Origin of the sequence: Streptomyces sp. (assembly GCF_031181555.1) — a bacterium.
In the GTDB taxonomy this organism is placed as follows: Bacteria; Actinomycetota; Actinomycetes; order Streptomycetales; family Streptomycetaceae; genus Streptomyces; species Streptomyces fimbriatus.
The window spans coordinates 58,468-73,233 of sequence record NZ_JAPSKQ010000010.1; the positions used below are offsets into that span (position 1 = coordinate 58,468).

13 protein-coding genes are annotated in these 14,766 nt (G+C 73.3%); 10 read left to right on the forward strand and 3 right to left on the reverse strand.

Annotation, left to right across the window (positions count from 1 at the left end; all coding sequences use genetic code 11):
* The first annotated feature begins 38 nt into the window (after positions 1–38).
* The 9 genes from RIM90_RS04190 (at position 39) to RIM90_RS04230 (ending at position 11,081) form a co-directional block, all read left to right on the forward strand.
* Positions 39–2,078: a bifunctional aldolase/short-chain dehydrogenase gene (locus RIM90_RS04190; RefSeq protein WP_309059158.1), complete on the forward strand. Its 2,040-nt coding sequence runs from the start codon at positions 39–41 to the stop codon at positions 2,076–2,078.
* Positions 2,075–3,523: a rhamnulokinase family protein gene (locus RIM90_RS04195; protein WP_309059159.1), complete on the forward strand. Its 1,449-nt coding sequence runs from the start codon at positions 2,075–2,077 to the stop codon at positions 3,521–3,523. Before RIM90_RS04190 ends, RIM90_RS04195 begins: the two co-directional genes overlap by 4 nt.
* A gap of 72 nt (positions 3,524–3,595) precedes the next feature.
* The gene (locus RIM90_RS04200) at positions 3,596–4,351 is read left to right on the forward strand and encodes a (Fe-S)-binding protein (RefSeq protein WP_309059160.1); all 756 of its coding nucleotides are present in this window, start codon (positions 3,596–3,598) and stop codon (positions 4,349–4,351) included.
* Positions 4,348–5,826 carry a LutB/LldF family L-lactate oxidation iron-sulfur protein gene (locus RIM90_RS04205; protein ID WP_309059161.1) on the forward strand — a complete coding sequence of 493 codons (1,479 nt, stop codon included), beginning with the start codon at positions 4,348–4,350 and terminating at the stop codon, positions 5,824–5,826. Before RIM90_RS04200 ends, RIM90_RS04205 begins: the two co-directional genes overlap by 4 nt.
* Complete coding sequence (locus RIM90_RS04210) at positions 5,823–6,464, forward strand: lactate utilization protein C (protein ID WP_309059162.1); 642 nt, start codon at positions 5,823–5,825, stop codon at positions 6,462–6,464. The genes RIM90_RS04205 and RIM90_RS04210 overlap by 4 nt, the downstream gene beginning before the upstream one ends.
* A 122-nt stretch (positions 6,465–6,586) precedes the next feature.
* Positions 6,587–7,378, forward strand: coding sequence for an ABC transporter ATP-binding protein (locus RIM90_RS04215; RefSeq protein ID WP_309059163.1), 792 nt, complete (start codon positions 6,587–6,589; stop codon positions 7,376–7,378).
* Positions 7,379–7,381: 3 nt separating this feature from the next.
* On the forward strand, positions 7,382–8,683 hold the full coding sequence (locus RIM90_RS04220; RefSeq protein WP_309059164.1) for an FtsX-like permease family protein: 1,302 nt from the start codon (positions 7,382–7,384) through the stop codon (positions 8,681–8,683).
* 167 nt (positions 8,684–8,850) lie between these two features.
* Positions 8,851–9,708 carry a MoxR family ATPase gene (locus RIM90_RS04225; RefSeq protein ID WP_309059165.1) on the forward strand — a complete coding sequence of 286 codons (858 nt, stop codon included), beginning with the start codon at positions 8,851–8,853 and terminating at the stop codon, positions 9,706–9,708.
* Positions 9,705–11,081, forward strand: coding sequence for a VWA domain-containing protein (locus RIM90_RS04230; protein WP_309059166.1), 1,377 nt, complete (start codon positions 9,705–9,707; stop codon positions 11,079–11,081). The genes RIM90_RS04225 and RIM90_RS04230 overlap by 4 nt, the downstream gene beginning before the upstream one ends.
* Positions 11,082–11,094: 13 nt before the next feature.
* Here RIM90_RS04230 and RIM90_RS04235 read toward each other — a convergent pair whose 3' ends face one another.
* From RIM90_RS04235 to RIM90_RS04245, 3 genes are all read right to left on the reverse strand, one after another.
* Positions 11,095–11,937, reverse strand: a complete 843-nt coding sequence (locus tag RIM90_RS04235; protein WP_309059167.1) for a methyltransferase domain-containing protein — start codon at positions 11,935–11,937, stop codon at positions 11,095–11,097.
* 217 nt (positions 11,938–12,154) lie between these two features.
* Entirely contained in the window at positions 12,155–12,514 is a 360-nt protein-coding gene (locus tag RIM90_RS04240) for a cupin domain-containing protein (protein WP_309059168.1), read from the reverse strand.
* 149 nt (positions 12,515–12,663) lie between these two features.
* The gene (locus tag RIM90_RS04245; RefSeq protein ID WP_309059169.1) at positions 12,664–13,641 is read right to left on the reverse strand and encodes a pyridoxal-phosphate dependent enzyme; all 978 of its coding nucleotides are present in this window, start codon (positions 13,639–13,641) and stop codon (positions 12,664–12,666) included.
* Between the two features lie 303 nt (positions 13,642–13,944).
* Between RIM90_RS04245 and RIM90_RS04250 the strand changes: the two genes are divergently transcribed.
* Entirely contained in the window at positions 13,945–14,520 is a 576-nt protein-coding gene (locus RIM90_RS04250; RefSeq protein ID WP_375165396.1) for a DM13 domain-containing protein, read from the forward strand.
* The last annotated feature ends 246 nt before the right edge of the window (positions 14,521–14,766 follow it).

Consider the following 14,766-nt stretch of genomic DNA (forward strand, 5'->3'; position numbering starts at 1 on the left):
CGTTCTTCTTCCCCTCCTTCGAAAAGGACTGAGAATTCATGGCACCCCATCCCGAAGCCGCTGCTCTGCTCGCGCGGTCCCACCGGCTTGGTTCCGATCCCCGCAACACCAACTACGCCGGCGGGAACGCCTCCGCCAAGGGCACCGACACCGATCCCGTCACCGGCGGTGACGTCGAGCTGATGTGGGTCAAGGGGTCCGGCGGGGACCTCGGAACGCTCACCGAGGCGGGGCTGGCGGTGCTGCGGCTGGACCGGCTGCGGGCGCTCGTCGACGTCTACCCGGGGGTCGAGCGCGAGGACGAGATGGTGGCCGCGTTCGACTACTGCCTGCACGGCAAGGGCGGCGCGGCCCCGTCCATCGACACCGCGATGCACGGGCTGGTGCGGGCCGCGCACGTGGACCACCTGCACCCCGACTCCGGGATCGCGCTGGCCTGCGCCGCCGACGGGGAGAAGTTGACCGCCGAGTGCTTCGGCGACACGGTGGTGTGGGTGCCGTGGCGGCGCCCCGGGTTCCAGCTCGGGCTGGACATCGCCGCCGTGAAGGAGGCCAACCCGCAGGCCGTCGGGTGCGTCCTGGGCGGGCACGGCATCACGGCCTGGGGTGACACCTCCGAGGAGTGCGAGCGCAACTCGCTGCACATCATCCGCACCGCCGAGAAGTTCCTCGCCGAGCGCGGCCGGCCGGAGCCCTTCGGGCCGGTGATCGAGGGGTACGAGGCACTGCCCGAGGCCGAGCGGCGTGAGCGGGCGGCCGCGCTGGCACCGTATGTCCGTGCCGTCGCCTCGCAGGACAAGCCTCAGGTGGGGCACTTCGACGACTCCGATGTCGTTCTCGATTTCCTCGCGCGTGCCGAGCACCCGCGGCTGGCCGCGCTGGGCACCTCCTGCCCGGACCACTTCCTGCGCACCAAGGTCCGGCCCCTGGTCCTCGACCTGCCGCCGACGGCTCCGCTGGACGAGGCGATCGCCCGGCTGAAGGAACTGCACGCCGCCTACCGCGAGGAGTACGCCGCGTACTACGAGCGGCACGCGGAAGAGGACTCCCCCGCGATGCGCGGCGCCGACCCGGCGATCGTGCTGATCCCCGGGGTGGGCATGTTCAGCTTCGGCAAGGACAAGCAGACCGCGCGGGTCGCGGGCGAGTTCTACGTCAACGCGATCAACGTGATGCGCGGGGCCGAGGCGGTCTCCACGTACGCCCCGATCGAGGAGTCGGAGAAGTTCCGCATCGAGTACTGGGCCCTCGAGGAGGCCAAGCTCCGGCGGATGCCGAAGCCCAAGCCGCTGGCCACCCGGGTGGCGCTGGTGACCGGTGCGGGCAGCGGGATCGGCAAGGCGATCGCACACCGGCTGGTCGCCGAGGGCGCGTGCGTGGTGATCGCCGACCTGAACGGGGAGAACGCCGCGGCCGTCGCCGAGGAGCTGGGCGGCGCCGACAAGGCCGTCGCCGTCACCGTGGACGTCACGTCGGAGGAGCAGATCGCCGAGGCGTTCCGGGCGGCGGTGCTGGCCTTCGGCGGCGTGGACCTGGTGGTGAACAACGCCGGGATCTCCATCTCCAAGCCGCTGCTGGAGACGTCCGCGAAGGACTGGGACCTCCAGCACGACATCATGGCCCGCGGCTCCTTCCTCGTCTCGCGCGAGGCGGCCCGGGTGATGATCGCGCAGGGACTGGGCGGCGACATCGTCTACATCGCCTCCAAGAACGCCGTCTTCGCCGGTCCGAACAACATCGCCTACTCGGCGACCAAGGCCGACCAGGCCCACCAGGTGCGGCTGCTGGCCGCAGAGCTGGGTGAGCACGGGATCCGCGTCAACGGCGTCAACCCGGACGGTGTGGTGCGCGGCTCCGGGATCTTCGCGGGCGGCTGGGGCGCGCAGCGCGCGGCGACCTACGGCATCGAGGAGGAGAAGCTGGGCGAGTTCTACGCCCAGCGGACCATCCTCAAGCGCGAGGTGCTCCCCGAGCACGTGGCGAACGCCGTGTTCGCGCTGACCGGCGGCGACCTCACCCACACCACCGGTCTGCACGTCCCGGTCGACGCCGGCGTCGCCGCCGCGTTCCTGCGATGAGCACCGCCGTGAAGTCGTACGCCGCGGTCGACCTCGGCGCGTCCAGCGGGCGCGTCATGGTCGGCCGCGTCGGCCCCGACAGCCTGGAGCTGACCGAGGCCCACCGCTTCCCCAACCGTCCCGTTCGTGTCCCGGAGGGGCTGCGCTGGGACGTCCTCGGGCTCTACGCCGGGGTGCTCGACGGGCTGGGAGCGGCCGGCGCCGTCGACTCCGTCGGCATCGACAGCTGGGCCGTGGACTACGGGCTGCTGGACGCGGACGGGGCGCTGCTCGGCAACCCCGTGCACTACCGCGACAGCCGCACCGAGGGCGTCGCGGAGAAGGTGTGGGCGAGTGTGCCCGCCGAGGAGCTGTACGCGGCGACCGGTCTGCAGTACGCGCCGTTCAACACGCTGTACCAGCTGACGGCGGCCAGCGGATCCGCCCAACTGGAACGGGCCGAGCGGCTGTTGCTGATCCCGGACCTGCTGACGTACTGGCTGACGGGCGAGCAGGGCACGGAGCTGACCAACGCCTCGACGACCCAGCTGATCGATCCGCGCACCCGTGACTGGTCCCGCGGCGTCGCGGAGCGGCTGGGCATCGACCTCGGTCTGTTCGCGCCGCTGCGCCGGCCGGGCGACCCGGCGGGGGTGTTGCGGCCTCAGGTGCTTCAGGAGACCGGGCTGACCGGTCCGGTCCCGGTGACGACGGTGGGCTCGCACGACACCGCGTCCGCCGTGGCCGCGGTGCCCGCCGACGGTGAGCGGTTCGCGTACATCTGCACCGGCACCTGGTCGCTGGCCGGGCTGGAGCTGGACGCGCCGGTGCTCACCGAGGAGAGCAGGGCCGCCAACTTCACCAATGAGCTGGGGCTGGACGGCACGGTCCGCTATCTGCGCAACATCATGGGCCTGTGGCTGCTCCAGGAGTGCGTGCGGGCCTGGGGCGAGCCGGATCTGGGCGCGCTGCTGCTCCAGGCGGCCAAGGTGCCCGCGCTGCGGTCGGTGGTGGACGCCGAGGACGCGGCGTTCCTGGCGCCGGGGCGGATGCCGGAGCGGATCGCCGAGGCGTGCCGGGTCTCGGGGCAACCCGTGCCCGTCTCCCCGGCCGAGGTCACGCGGTGCATCCTCGACTCGCTCGCCCTCGCCCACCGCAAGGCCGTCGAGGACGCCCAGCGGCTCGCCGGGCACGCGGTCGACGTCGTGCACGTCGTGGGCGGCGGCACCCGCAACGCCCTGCTGTGCCAGCTGACCGCCGACGCCTGCGGGCTGCCGGTGGTGTCCGGGCCGACCGAGGCGGCGGCGCTGGGCAACGTGCTCGTGCAGGCCCGCGCCCACGGGCTGGTCGGCGACCTGGCGGGGATGCGGCGGCTGCTCGTCCGCACCCAGTCGCTGACGCGGTACGAACCGCGCGGCGGCACCCAGCGCTGGCAGGCCGCCCAGGCCCGGCTCGCCCGGGGCTGACGCGGTCTCCCCGGGTCCCCCGGCCCCGGATTACCCTGCATTCACCCGATGATCGATCCACGAGGAGCCGCGATGCGTGTCGCCCTGTTCCTGACCTGTGTCAACGACACGCTCTATCCGGACACCGGGCGCGCCGTGGTGAAGCTGCTGAACAGGCTGGGCGTCGAGGTCGACTTCCCGGTCGCCCAGACCTGTTGCGGTCAGGCGCACTACAACACCGGGTACCGGTACGAGGCCGAGCCGCTGGCCCGGCATTTCTCCGATGTCTTCCGGGACTACGAGGCGATCGTGACACCGTCCGGGTCGTGCGGGGCGATGGTGCGGGAGCTGTATCCGCGGATGGGGGAGCGGGCCCGGGCGGAGGGGCGCGGGGACACGCTCGCGACGGCCCTGGCGCCGGTGGTGCCGAAGACGTACGAGCTGACCGAGTTCCTGGTGGACGTGCTGGGGGTGACGGACGTCGGGGCGTACTACCCGCACACGGTGACCTATCACCCGACCTGTCACGGGCTGCGCGGTCTCGGGCTCGGCGAGCGGCCCCTGCGGCTGTTGCGGGCGGTGAAGGGGCTGGAGCTGGTGGAGTTGCCGGGCGCGGAGGAATGCTGCGGCTTCGGCGGCACCTTCGCGCTGAAGAACGCCGACGTCTCCGCGGCGATGGGCGCCGACAAGGTGCGCAACGCCGCCTCCACCGGCGCGGAGGTGCTGTGCGCGGCGGACAACTCCTGTCTGATGCACATCGGCGGAACCATGACCAGGCTGCGGACCGGCATGCGGCCGGTGCACATCGCTCAGATCCTGGCGAGCACGGAGGAGGAACCGGCGGCATGAGCGGCACGTTCGTGGGGATGCCGGCTTTCCCGGAGGCCGCGCGCGAGGCGGTGCACGACCAGACCCTGCGGGGCAATCTGCGCCATGCCACGCACACCATCCGCGCCAAGCGGCGGACGGCGGTGGCGGAGGTCTCCGACTGGGCGGAGCTGCGCGAGGCCGGCAAGCGGATCAAGGACCACACCCTGCGCCATCTCGACCGCTACCTGGTGCAGTTGGAGGAGTCGGTCACGGCCGCGGGCGGCACCGTCCACTGGGCGGCCGACGCCGGCGAGGCCAACCGGATCGTGACCCGGCTCGTCAAGGAGACGGGCGAGTCGGAGGTCGTCAAGGTCAAGTCGATGGCCACGCAGGAGATCGGGCTCAACGAGGCGCTCGAGGAGGAGGGCATCCGCGCCTACGAGACCGATCTGGCCGAGCTGATCGTGCAGTTGGGCAAGGACCGGCCCTCGCACATCCTCGTCCCGGCGATCCACCGCAACCGGGGCGAGATCCGGGAGATCTTCGCCCGTGAGATGAGCGAGTGGGGCCGTCCCGCCCCCGAGGGCCTGACCGACACGCCCGCCGAACTCGCCGAGGCGGCACGGCTGCACCTGCGGGAGAAGTTCCTGCGCGCCAAGGTCGGCGTCTCCGGAGCCAACTTCATGGTCGCCGAGACCGGCACGCTCGTCGTCGTGGAGTCCGAGGGCAACGGGCGGATGTGCCTGACCCTGCCCGAGACGCTGATCTCGGTCGTCGGCATCGAGAAGATCGTGCCGACCTGGCGGGACCTGGAGGTGTTCCTGCAGACCCTCCCCCGCTCCTCGACGGCCGAGCGCATGAACCCGTACACGTCCACCTGGACCGGCACCACGGACGAGGACGGCCCGCGGAACTTCCACCTCGTCCTGCTGGACAACGGCCGCACCGACACCCTCGCCGACGAGGTCGGCCGCCAGGCCCTGCGCTGCATCCGCTGCTCGGCCTGCCTCAACGTCTGCCCGGTCTACGAGCGGGCCGGCGGCCACGCCTACGGCTCGGTCTACCCGGGCCCGATCGGCGCGATCCTCAGCCCCCAACTGCGGGGCACCGCGAGCGAGATCGACGCCTCCCTGCCGTACGCCTCGTCGCTGTGCGGGGCCTGTTACGAGGTGTGCCCGGTCGCCATCGACATCCCCGAGGTGCTGGTGCATCTGCGGGAGCGGGTCGTGCAGGGCGGCCAGGTGACGCGGGAGGGCAACAAGGTGGTGCTGCGGCCCGCGAAGGGACACGCCGCCGAGCGCGCCGCGATGCGCGCCGCCCGCTGGGCGTTCACGCGTCCGGGCGCACTGCGCACCGGCCAGCGCCTGGCCTCGCGCACCCGCCGCTTCCATCCGCGCACCCTGCCGGGCCCGGGCCGGGCGTGGACCGGGACCCGGGACCTGCCTCCCGTGCCGGCCGAGCCGTTCCGGGACTGGTGGCACCGCACGCACGGCGGGAAGGACGAGACCAAGTGAGCAGCAGGGAACGGGTCCTGGGCCGGGTGCGGCGCGCGCTCGCCGACGTGCCGCGGGACGACACCCCGTACGAGCGGGCCGTCGCCCGTGACTATCTGGGCGAGCACGGTGAACGCACCGTCGAGCAGACGGTGGACCTGCTCGCCGAGAACCTGGCCGACTACCGGGCGATCGTGCACCGCACCGACGCCGGCGGACTGGCGGGGGTCGTCGCCGGGCTGCTGCGGGAGCGCGGCTCGTCGTCCGTGCTCGTCCCGCCCGGGCTGGACGAGGGCTGGCTCGCGGCGACCGGCGTGACCCGGGTGGCGGACCGCGCGGAGAGCACCCCGCACGAACTGGACCGGGTCGACAGCGTGATCACCGCCTGCGCGGTCGCGATCGCCGAGACCGGCACCCTCGTCCTGGACGGCTCCCCCGACCAGGGCCGCCGCCGCATCACCCTGGTCCCCGACCACCACATCTGCGTGGTCCGCGTCCCGGACCAGGTCGTCTCCTCCGTCCCCCAGGCCCTCGAACGCCTCGACCCGGCCCGCCCGCTCACCTGGATCTCCGGCCCGTCGGCGACGAGCGACATCGAACTCGACCGGGTGGAGGGCGTCCACGGGCCGCGCACGCTGGAGGTCGTACTGGTCGGCTGAGCCCCACCCCCGTGTCCGGTGTCGTTAAGTACACCCCCCGAAACGGGTTCTGCGCCCCGTGTGGCGCCGCCTTTCGCTCCGTAGCCTCTTCAGCAAGGCACAAGGCGTGCCGGACGGAGGAAATGACGATGTTTCGCAGCGGGGCACGACGCAACCACGATGCGGGGCCCGCCCCCGAGGCGCTACGGCTGGTGAAGGTCACCAAGTCCTACGGCACCGCCGACAGCGCCGTGACCGCGCTCGACGGGGTGACGCTCGGACTCGGGCGCGGCACCTTCACGGCGGTCATGGGACCGTCGGGCTCGGGCAAGTCCACGCTGCTGCAGTGCGCGGCCGGGCTGGACCAGCCGGACAGCGGGATCGTGCAGGTCGACGGGACCGAGCTGACGGGCGGCAGCGAGGCGAAGCTGACGAAGTTCCGGCGCGGGCGGATCGGGTTCGTGTTCCAGCAGTACAACCTGCTCGAGACGCTGACCGTCGCACAGAACACGGTGCTGCCGCTGAAGTTGGCCGGGCGGCGCGTGGACCGGGCGCGCGTCCGGGAGGTCCTGACCGCCGTCGGTCTGGGCGACCGGCTCGGGCACCGGCCCGATCAGCTCTCCGGCGGTCAGCGGCAGCGGGTCGCGATCGCCCGGGCGCTGGTCACCGACCCCCGGGTGATCTTCGCCGACGAGCCGACCGGCGCCCTGGACCTGCGCAGCGCGCGGGACGTGCTGCGGCTGCTCCAGCAGGCGGTGCGGGTGCACGGGCAGACCGTGGTGATGGTGACGCACGACCCGGTCGCCGCCTCCTACGCCGACAGCGTGCTGTTCCTCGCGGACGGCCGGCTCGCGGGCCGGCTGGAGGCGCCGACGGCGGACGCGGTGGCCGAGCGGCTGGCCCACCTGGGCGACGACGTGACGACGGAGGTGTGAGCGGTGTTCGTACTGGCGATGCGGTCGATCCGACAGCGGCCCGGACGGTTCCTCGCGACGCTGCTCTCCGCCTTCCTGGGTGCGGCGATCATCATGACGTTCAACTCGATGTACGACACGGCCGGGCAGCCGGGCGTGGATTCGGTGAGCGCGGAGACCCTGTACACGGCGGCCGGGGTGGTCGGCGGATACGGCACCCTGCTGGTGTTCTTCGCCGTCGCCTCCACGCTGACGGTGAACGTGCGGCAGCGTGCGGCCGAACTGGAGCTGCTGCGCTGCTCGGGGGCGACCCCGGCGCAGCTGAAGCGGATGGTCGTGGGTGAGGCCGCGGTCGTGGCCCTGGTGGGCTCGGCGCTGGCGATCGTCCCGGCGATGCTGGGCGGGCGGGCGCTGCTGGAGGTCTTCCAGGACAGCGGTCAGGTCGCGGACTCCGTCGACCACTCCTTCGGGGTGATCGCGCTCATGAGCGGCATCGACATCACGCTGCTCGCGGCGGCCGGTGCGGCGTTCCTCGCGATGCGGCGGGCGGCACGGGGGCACCGGAGGCCGGGCCGGGGGCGGACGTTCCTGGCGTACGCGGCGCTGGCGGCGGGTGCCGCGGCGGTGTGCTCCACCTTCGCCTTCTCGGAGACGGACTCCGCGCTGATGGCGCCGCCCGTCTACGGGTCGATCCTGCTGTCGGTGGGGTGCGCGCTGCTGGCGGCGCGGCTGCTGAAGGGCGTGCCGGTGCCGGGCGGCGCGAGCGGCTGGCTGGCCGTGCAGAACCTGCGGGAGCGGTCCGGGCAGCTCGCCGGGATCCTGACGTCGCTGATCCTGTTCACGGCCGTCTCCACGGCCACGCTGACCATACAGAGGGTCGAGAGCGACGCCGTCGAGGCCGCCGGCATGGTGAAGTCGGTCGAGGCGAAGAACCTGGAGACGCTCAACTTCACGGTGGTCGGCATCATCGTGGTCTTCGTCTGCGTGATGCTGGTCAACTCGCTGTACGCGGCCACGTCCTACCGCGGCCGCGAGTTCGGGCAGCAGCGGCTCGCCGGGGCGACGCCCGGTCAGGTGCTGAGCGTCGTGGGGACGGAGGCACTGGTCCTGACGGTCACCGGGGTGCTGTTCGGCACGCTGGCGGCGCTGGCGGGGATCGTGCCGTTCACCATGGTCCGCGGTGACGCGGTGGTGCCGGGGCAGGTGATCGGTGTCTGGGCCGTCGTCGTCTCGATCGCGGCGGTGGCGACGCTGGGGACGAGTCTGGTCACGGCCCGGCGTGTGCTGCGCACTCCGGCGGTGCAGGCGGTCGCGGTGACCGCGTGAAACCGGCCCGGTCACCAGGGGCGTCCGCCGCGGCGGGCGTCCCCCGGCCGTCTTCCCACCGTCTCCCGCCGTCGGCTTCCCGGGATCGCGGGGGCGCACCCCGTGACAGCGGGCCTGACCAAGCGCTTGGATAGGTCTTCTGATATCGCCGCCGACCTGGAGGCCCCGTGTTCACTTCCGTCGACGACGTCTCCGCGCGCCTCGCCGCGACCGGCTACCTGGCCTCGCCCGCGGTCGCCACGACCGTCTTCCTCGCCGACCGGCTCGGCAAGCCGCTGCTGGTGGAGGGTCCCGCCGGGGTCGGCAAGACCGAGCTGGCCAAGGCCGTCGCGCAGGTCGCCGGGGCCCGGCTGGTGCGCCTGCAGTGCTACGAGGGCGTCGACGAGTCGCGGGCGCTGTACGAGTGGAACCACGCCAAGCAGCTGCTGCGCATCAGCGCCGGCCGGGACGAGACCTGGGACGAGACGCGCACGGACATCTTCGGCGAGGAGTTCCTGCTGCCCCGTCCGCTGCTGACCGCCATCCGCGGCGACGACCCCAAGGTGCTGCTGATCGACGAGACCGACAAGGCGGACGTCGAGGTGGAGGGCCTGCTCCTCGAGGTGCTCAGCGACTTCCAGGTCACCGTTCCCGAGCTGGGCACGGTCACCGCGACCCGCCGCCCGTTCGTCGTCCTCACCTCGAACGCCACCCGTGAACTGTCCGAGGCGCTGCGCCGCCGCTGCCTGTTCCTGCACATCGGTTTCCCCGACGCGGAGCTGGAGCGGCGGATCGTGCGGCTGAAGGTGCCGGGCATCGACGCCGCGCTGGCCGAGTCCGTCGTACGGGTGGTCGGGGCACTGCGCGCCATGGACCTGCGCAAGGTGCCGTCCGTCGCCGAGACCATCGACTGGGCCCGCACCCTGCTGGCGCTGGGCGCCGACACGCTGGACGGGAGCGTCGTACGCGACAGCCTGGGCGTGATCCTCAAGCACCAGGACGACGTACTGAAGGCGGCGGCCAAGCTCGACCTGGACGCCGGGTGAACGCCGCCCCTTCGGCCGCCGCGCCCTCGGACCTCACCGCGCGGCTGACCGGCCTGGTCGACGCGCTCCGCGCGCACGGGGTGCGCGTCGGCACCGGTGAGACGGTGGACGCAGCACGGGCGGTGGAGGCGCTCGGGCTGGAGGACCGGGAACTGCTGCAGGAGGGCCTGGCGGCCACCCTGCTGCACACGACCGGTCAACGCCCGGTGTTCGACGCGGTCTTCGACCTCTACTTCCCGCGCGCGGTCGGCGCCCCGGAGGCCGGCCCCGCGGACCGGGAGGACCTGCGCGAGCGGCTGGCGGCCGCGCTCGCCGACGACGACGCGGAGCTGATGGCCCGGTTGGCGGTGGAGGCGGTCGACGGCTTCGGCGGATACGGGAGTTCACCGGCGTCGGACGGCTGGTCGTCGTACCAGACGCTGGAGCGGCTGCGCCCGCAGACGCTGCTCGCGCGGGTGCGGGACGAGGTGCGGACGCGGGGCGGTGCGCCGGGCTTCGGTGACCGGCTGCTGGAGGACGAGATCCGGCGCCGTGTCGAGGGGTTCCGGCGGCTGGTGGCCGCGGAGGCGCGGCGCCGGGTCGCCGAACGGCGGGGGCGGGACGAGATCGCCCGGCGCGCGGTGGCCCCGTCCGCCGACCGCGTCGACTTCCTGTTCGCCGGGAAGGACCGGCTGGCCGAACTGCGCCGGACGGTGCAGCCGTTGGCCCGGAAGCTGGCGACCCGGCTGGCCGCGCGGCGCCGCAGGGCCGCGCGCGGCCGTATCGATCTGCGGCGGACCCTGCGCGGTTCGCTGTCGACGGGCGGGGTGCCCATGCGACCGGTGCTGCGCCGGCGCCGGCCCGCCCGGCCCGAACTGGTGCTGCTGTGCGACGTCTCCGGATCGGTGTCCGGATTCTCCGACTTCACGATGCTGCTGGTGCAGGCGCTGCACGACCAGTTCTCGAAGGTACGGGTGTTCGCCTTCGTCAACCGGATCGACGAGGTGACCGGGCTGCTCGTGCACGGCGCCGCCGACCCGGAGGGCCTGGGTGCCCGCATCCGGGACGAGGCGACCCTCACCGGCTGGCACGGCAGCAGCGACTACGGCACGGCGCTGGGCGAGTTCACCGAACGGTACGCCGATGCCGTCGGCCCGCGCACGACCGTGTTCGTCCTCGGTGACGCCCGCACCAACATGGGCGACCCGAATCTGCCGGCCGTGCGCGAACTGACCGGACGGGCCCGGCGCGTGTACTGGCTCAACCCCGAGCAGCGCTCCCGTTGGGGCACCGGCGACTCCGCCGCACTCGAGTACGCCGGGCTGGTGGAGATGCACGAGTGCCGCACCGTACGGCAGTTGAGCGCGCTGGTCGGGCGGCTGCTGCCGGTGTGACCGTGGCGGACGGTCAGGTGGCCCTGCGGGCCGTGAACAGCAGGTACTCCCACTCCACCACGGTGCCGGCACCCGTCCCCCGGTCGTGACGGCGGACGAGGTCGGCCAGGTCCCGGTCCAGGGCGGCGGTGCGTTCGGGGTCGTCGGCGTTGGCCCGGTAGACGCTGATGACCGGGCCGTAACGCTGCTTGAAGTAGTCCCGGAACGCCTCGGGCGTCGCGAAGCGGTCGACCACGACCGTGCGGCGTTCGGCCGACACGTCCGTGATCCGGTCGCCGAGGAGCGCCTCCACGTGCTCCGGGTCCCCCCACAGCGGGGGCGGCTGCGCACCGGGCGGGGGCGGCGGCGCGTACGGCTTCAACGTGCCCAGCATGCGCCCGATGAACCCCTCGGGCGTCCAGCTCAGCAGCGCGATCGTGCCGCCCGGACGGCAGACGCGGACCAGTTCGTCGGCCGCCGCCCGGTGGTGCGGGGCGAACATGACCCCGACGCAGGACAGCACGACGTCGAAGGCGGCGTCCTCGAAGGGCATCGCCTCGGCGTCGGCCTCCTGCCAGCGCAGCACCGCGCCCCGTTCCTCCGCCAGCCGTCGTCCGGCCCGGAGCAGCTCGGGGGTGAGGTCGGCGGCCACCACGTCCGCACCGGCCAGGGCCGCCGGGATCGCGGCGTTGCCGGTGCCGGCCGCGACGTCCAGGACCCGGTCGCCCGGGCGCAGCCCGGACGCCTCGACCAGGATCCTCCCCAGGTCGGGGATCAGCTCGGCGGCCAGGGAGGGGTAGTCGCCCTGGGCCCACAGCGCCCGGTGCCCGGCCTTCAGCGCACGGTCCGCCTCGGTCGTGCCGATCGCGTTCGTCATGGCTGTGCTCCTTCGTCGTTCCGGGGCGGTCCGCCGGGCGGCGGGGGCTCCACCGGCGTTCGGGCGGCAGCGGCGGCGGGCATCGGGGGGCGCGGCCGGTTCCGCCCGCCCGTGGACGCCACCGCGACCACCGCCGACGGGCGCCCCGCCGGGTGCCTCACGGGCACGGACGGAAACGCCCGTGGAGATGCGGCTCCGGGCGACCGGCCCGGGCCGGTCAGTCCGCCTTCGCGTAGGTCTGGGCCATGCCGCCCGCGAAGTCGTACACCACGACCTGGTCGTCGCCGACGACCCACGCGTCGTGGCCGGGCGCGCAGACGAAGACGTCGCCGGGACCGACCTCGCCCTCGCCGCCGTCGTCCATGCGGATGCGCAGGCGGCCCTGGACGACGTAGCCGTTGTGGTGGATCTGGCAGCTTTCGGTGCCCGCGATGGGGCCGACGGACTCGGACCAGCGCCACCCCGGCTCGAAGGTGGCCACGGCGAAGTCCAGCCCCGTCATGTGGACGGCCTCCAGGTGCCCCCGGGGGAAATCACGTCGCTCGTCCGGCTTGTCCAGTGTCTTGATCTCGAACATGCCCTTTCTCCTTTCCGGTCGTCGCCCCTCACGACCGGGTCCGGTCTCCGTCCGCCCCGAACGGCACCGGCGGAGGCCGGGTCCTCCCCCTTCATCGTCCGCCCGTCCACTCGGGGGCGCCATTCGGGTGACGGGGCCGGGCCGGCGCGTCAGTCGCCGGGCCCGCAGAGCCGTGCGAAGCGCTCGGCGTCGACGTTCCCGCCGGAGAGGATCACCCCGACCCGGCCCGGGAGGGCGCCCGTGCGGCCGGTGAGCAGCGCGGCCAGCGCGGTGGCCCCGCTCGGCTCCAGGACGATCTTCAGCCGCTCGAAGGCGAACCGCATCGCGTCCCTGATCTCGTCGTCGCCGACCAGCACGATCCCGTCCAGCAGCCGCCGGTTGAGGGAGAACGTCAGCTCACCGGGGGTGTGCAGCGCCTGGCCGTCGGCGATGGTGCGCGGGACCGGGATGCTCACGCGATGCCCTGCCTCCAACGACCGTTTGGTGTCGTCCCCGGCCTCCGGCTCGACGCCGATCACCCGGGCCGCGGGGCACAGGCCCTTGACGGCGGTGGCGCTTCCGGCGATCAGTCCGCCGCCGCCGACCGGTGCGAGCAGCGCGTCCAGCTCTCCCGCCTCTTCGAGCAGTTCGAGAGCCGCCGTGCCCTGTCCGGCGATGACGTGCGGGTGTTCGTACGGGGGGATGAGGGTCAGGCCGCGCTCGGCGGCCAGTGCCTCCGCGACGGCGACACGGTCGCCGGTGTAACGGTCGTACGTGACGATCTCGGCGCCGTATCCCTCGGCGGCCGCGCGCTTCGACGGCGGTGCGTCCCCGGGCATGACGATGACGGCGGTGGTGCCCAGCTCCCGGGCGGCCAGGGCGACGGCCTGGGCGTGGTTGCCGGAGGAGTAGGCGGCGACACCCCGGGACAACTGCTCGGGAGTGAGACGGGAGACGGCGTGGTAGGCCCCGCGGAACTTGAAGGCGCCGACCCGCTGGAAGTTCTCGCACTTGAGGTGGACCTCGGCGCCGACGAGCGCGTCCAGGGTGCGCGAGCGCAGGACCGGCGTGCGGTGCGCGACGCCCTCGAGGCGGTCGGCCGCGGCGCGGACGTCGTCGAGGGTGACGGGTGGATGCGCGGTCGTCACGCGGTGCCTCCAGCGGGGTCGGGGCGGTCGTCGTCCTGGTGCGGGAGAGACAGGCGCAGGCGGCGGCCCGGACGGCGCGGCTGCCTCCGCCTGACGCTCGGACCGTACGTCCGGGCGATGGGCACCCGGTCCGGCGCTCAGCCACTCGTCCGGTTCCCATCGGAGTCCGACGCGATTCTTACGAGAGTCTGACGGCCGGGCCTCACGCGTATCGCCCGCCCCGCCGGTCGGCCACTCTGGTTCCGTCCACCGTAGTGACGGGCGCGCGGATGAGAGCGTGCGCGCCGAGAGGGAGTGAGATTCGTGGGACGTGTGCGCGGAGGAACGGTCCGGCGGGTGGCGGTCGTGGCCGCGGTGCCGGCCGTCGCGGCGGCGGGCCTGGGGCTGTACTGGTTCCAGCCGTGGAAACTGTGGGTGGACGAGGAAGTGCGGGAAGAGCTCCCCGCCGCCGCTGCCGCGCCCGCGTCACGGCAGCCCTCCGCCGCGGCGTCCTCCGGCGCCCCGACCTCACCGGCACCGGACCCGGAGCCGCGGACCGTCGCCGACGGCGAACTCGTCACCCACGAGCACCGCACCACCGGCACGGCCCGTGTCCTGCGCCTGGCCGACGGCTCGCACGTCCTGCGGTTCGAAGGGCTGAACACCTCCAACGGCCCCGATCTGCACGTCTGGCTGACGGACGCGCCGGTGATCGAGGGCAAGGCCGGCTGGCACGTCTTCGACGACGGGGACCACGTCAGTCTCGGCAAGCTCAAGGGCAACAAGGGAGACCAGAACTACCCGTTGCCCGCCGGTGTCGACCCGGCCGACTTCAGCAGCGTCACCATCTGGTGCGATCGCTTCGACGTGTCCTTCGGGGCGGCGGAACTGACGGTCTGAACCGGGACCTCCTCGGACGGCACCCGGTCGCGCGGCGGCCGGCGCGGTGCGGCCCCGCCGGGCCCGTACGCCGGTGGCGTTGATCACCGGCCGCGGCCCGCTCACCGAGTGCGGCAGCAGGGCGACGGCCGTGTCGGCCACCGCCTCGGGCGGCACGGTGCCGTCCCGTGCCCGCTCCTGGGCCCGGTGGACCGCCGACTTCACCGGCCCGGTCCCGAACCGGCGTGCCGCCTCCAGCAGACGCGG

What these genes read in the sequence shown, in the direction of transcription:
- RIM90_RS04190 (WP_309059158.1), top strand. Translation starts at nt 39, where the DNA reads ATGGCACCCCATCCCGAAGCCGCTGCTCTGCTCGCGCGGTCCCACCGG.
- RIM90_RS04195 (WP_309059159.1), top strand. Translation starts at nt 2,075, where the DNA reads ATGAGCACCGCCGTGAAGTCGTACGCCGCGGTCGACCTCGGCGCGTCC.
- RIM90_RS04200 (WP_309059160.1), top strand. Translation starts at nt 3,596, where the DNA reads ATGCGTGTCGCCCTGTTCCTGACCTGTGTCAACGACACGCTCTATCCG.
- RIM90_RS04205 (WP_309059161.1), top strand. Translation starts at nt 4,348, where the DNA reads ATGAGCGGCACGTTCGTGGGGATGCCGGCTTTCCCGGAGGCCGCGCGC.
- RIM90_RS04215 (WP_309059163.1), top strand. Translation starts at nt 6,587, where the DNA reads ATGACGATGTTTCGCAGCGGGGCACGACGCAACCACGATGCGGGGCCC.
- RIM90_RS04235 (WP_309059167.1), bottom strand. Translation starts at nt 11,937, where the DNA reads ATGACGAACGCGATCGGCACGACCGAGGCGGACCGTGCGCTGAAGGCC.
- RIM90_RS04240 (WP_309059168.1), bottom strand. Translation starts at nt 12,514, where the DNA reads ATGTTCGAGATCAAGACACTGGACAAGCCGGACGAGCGACGTGATTTC.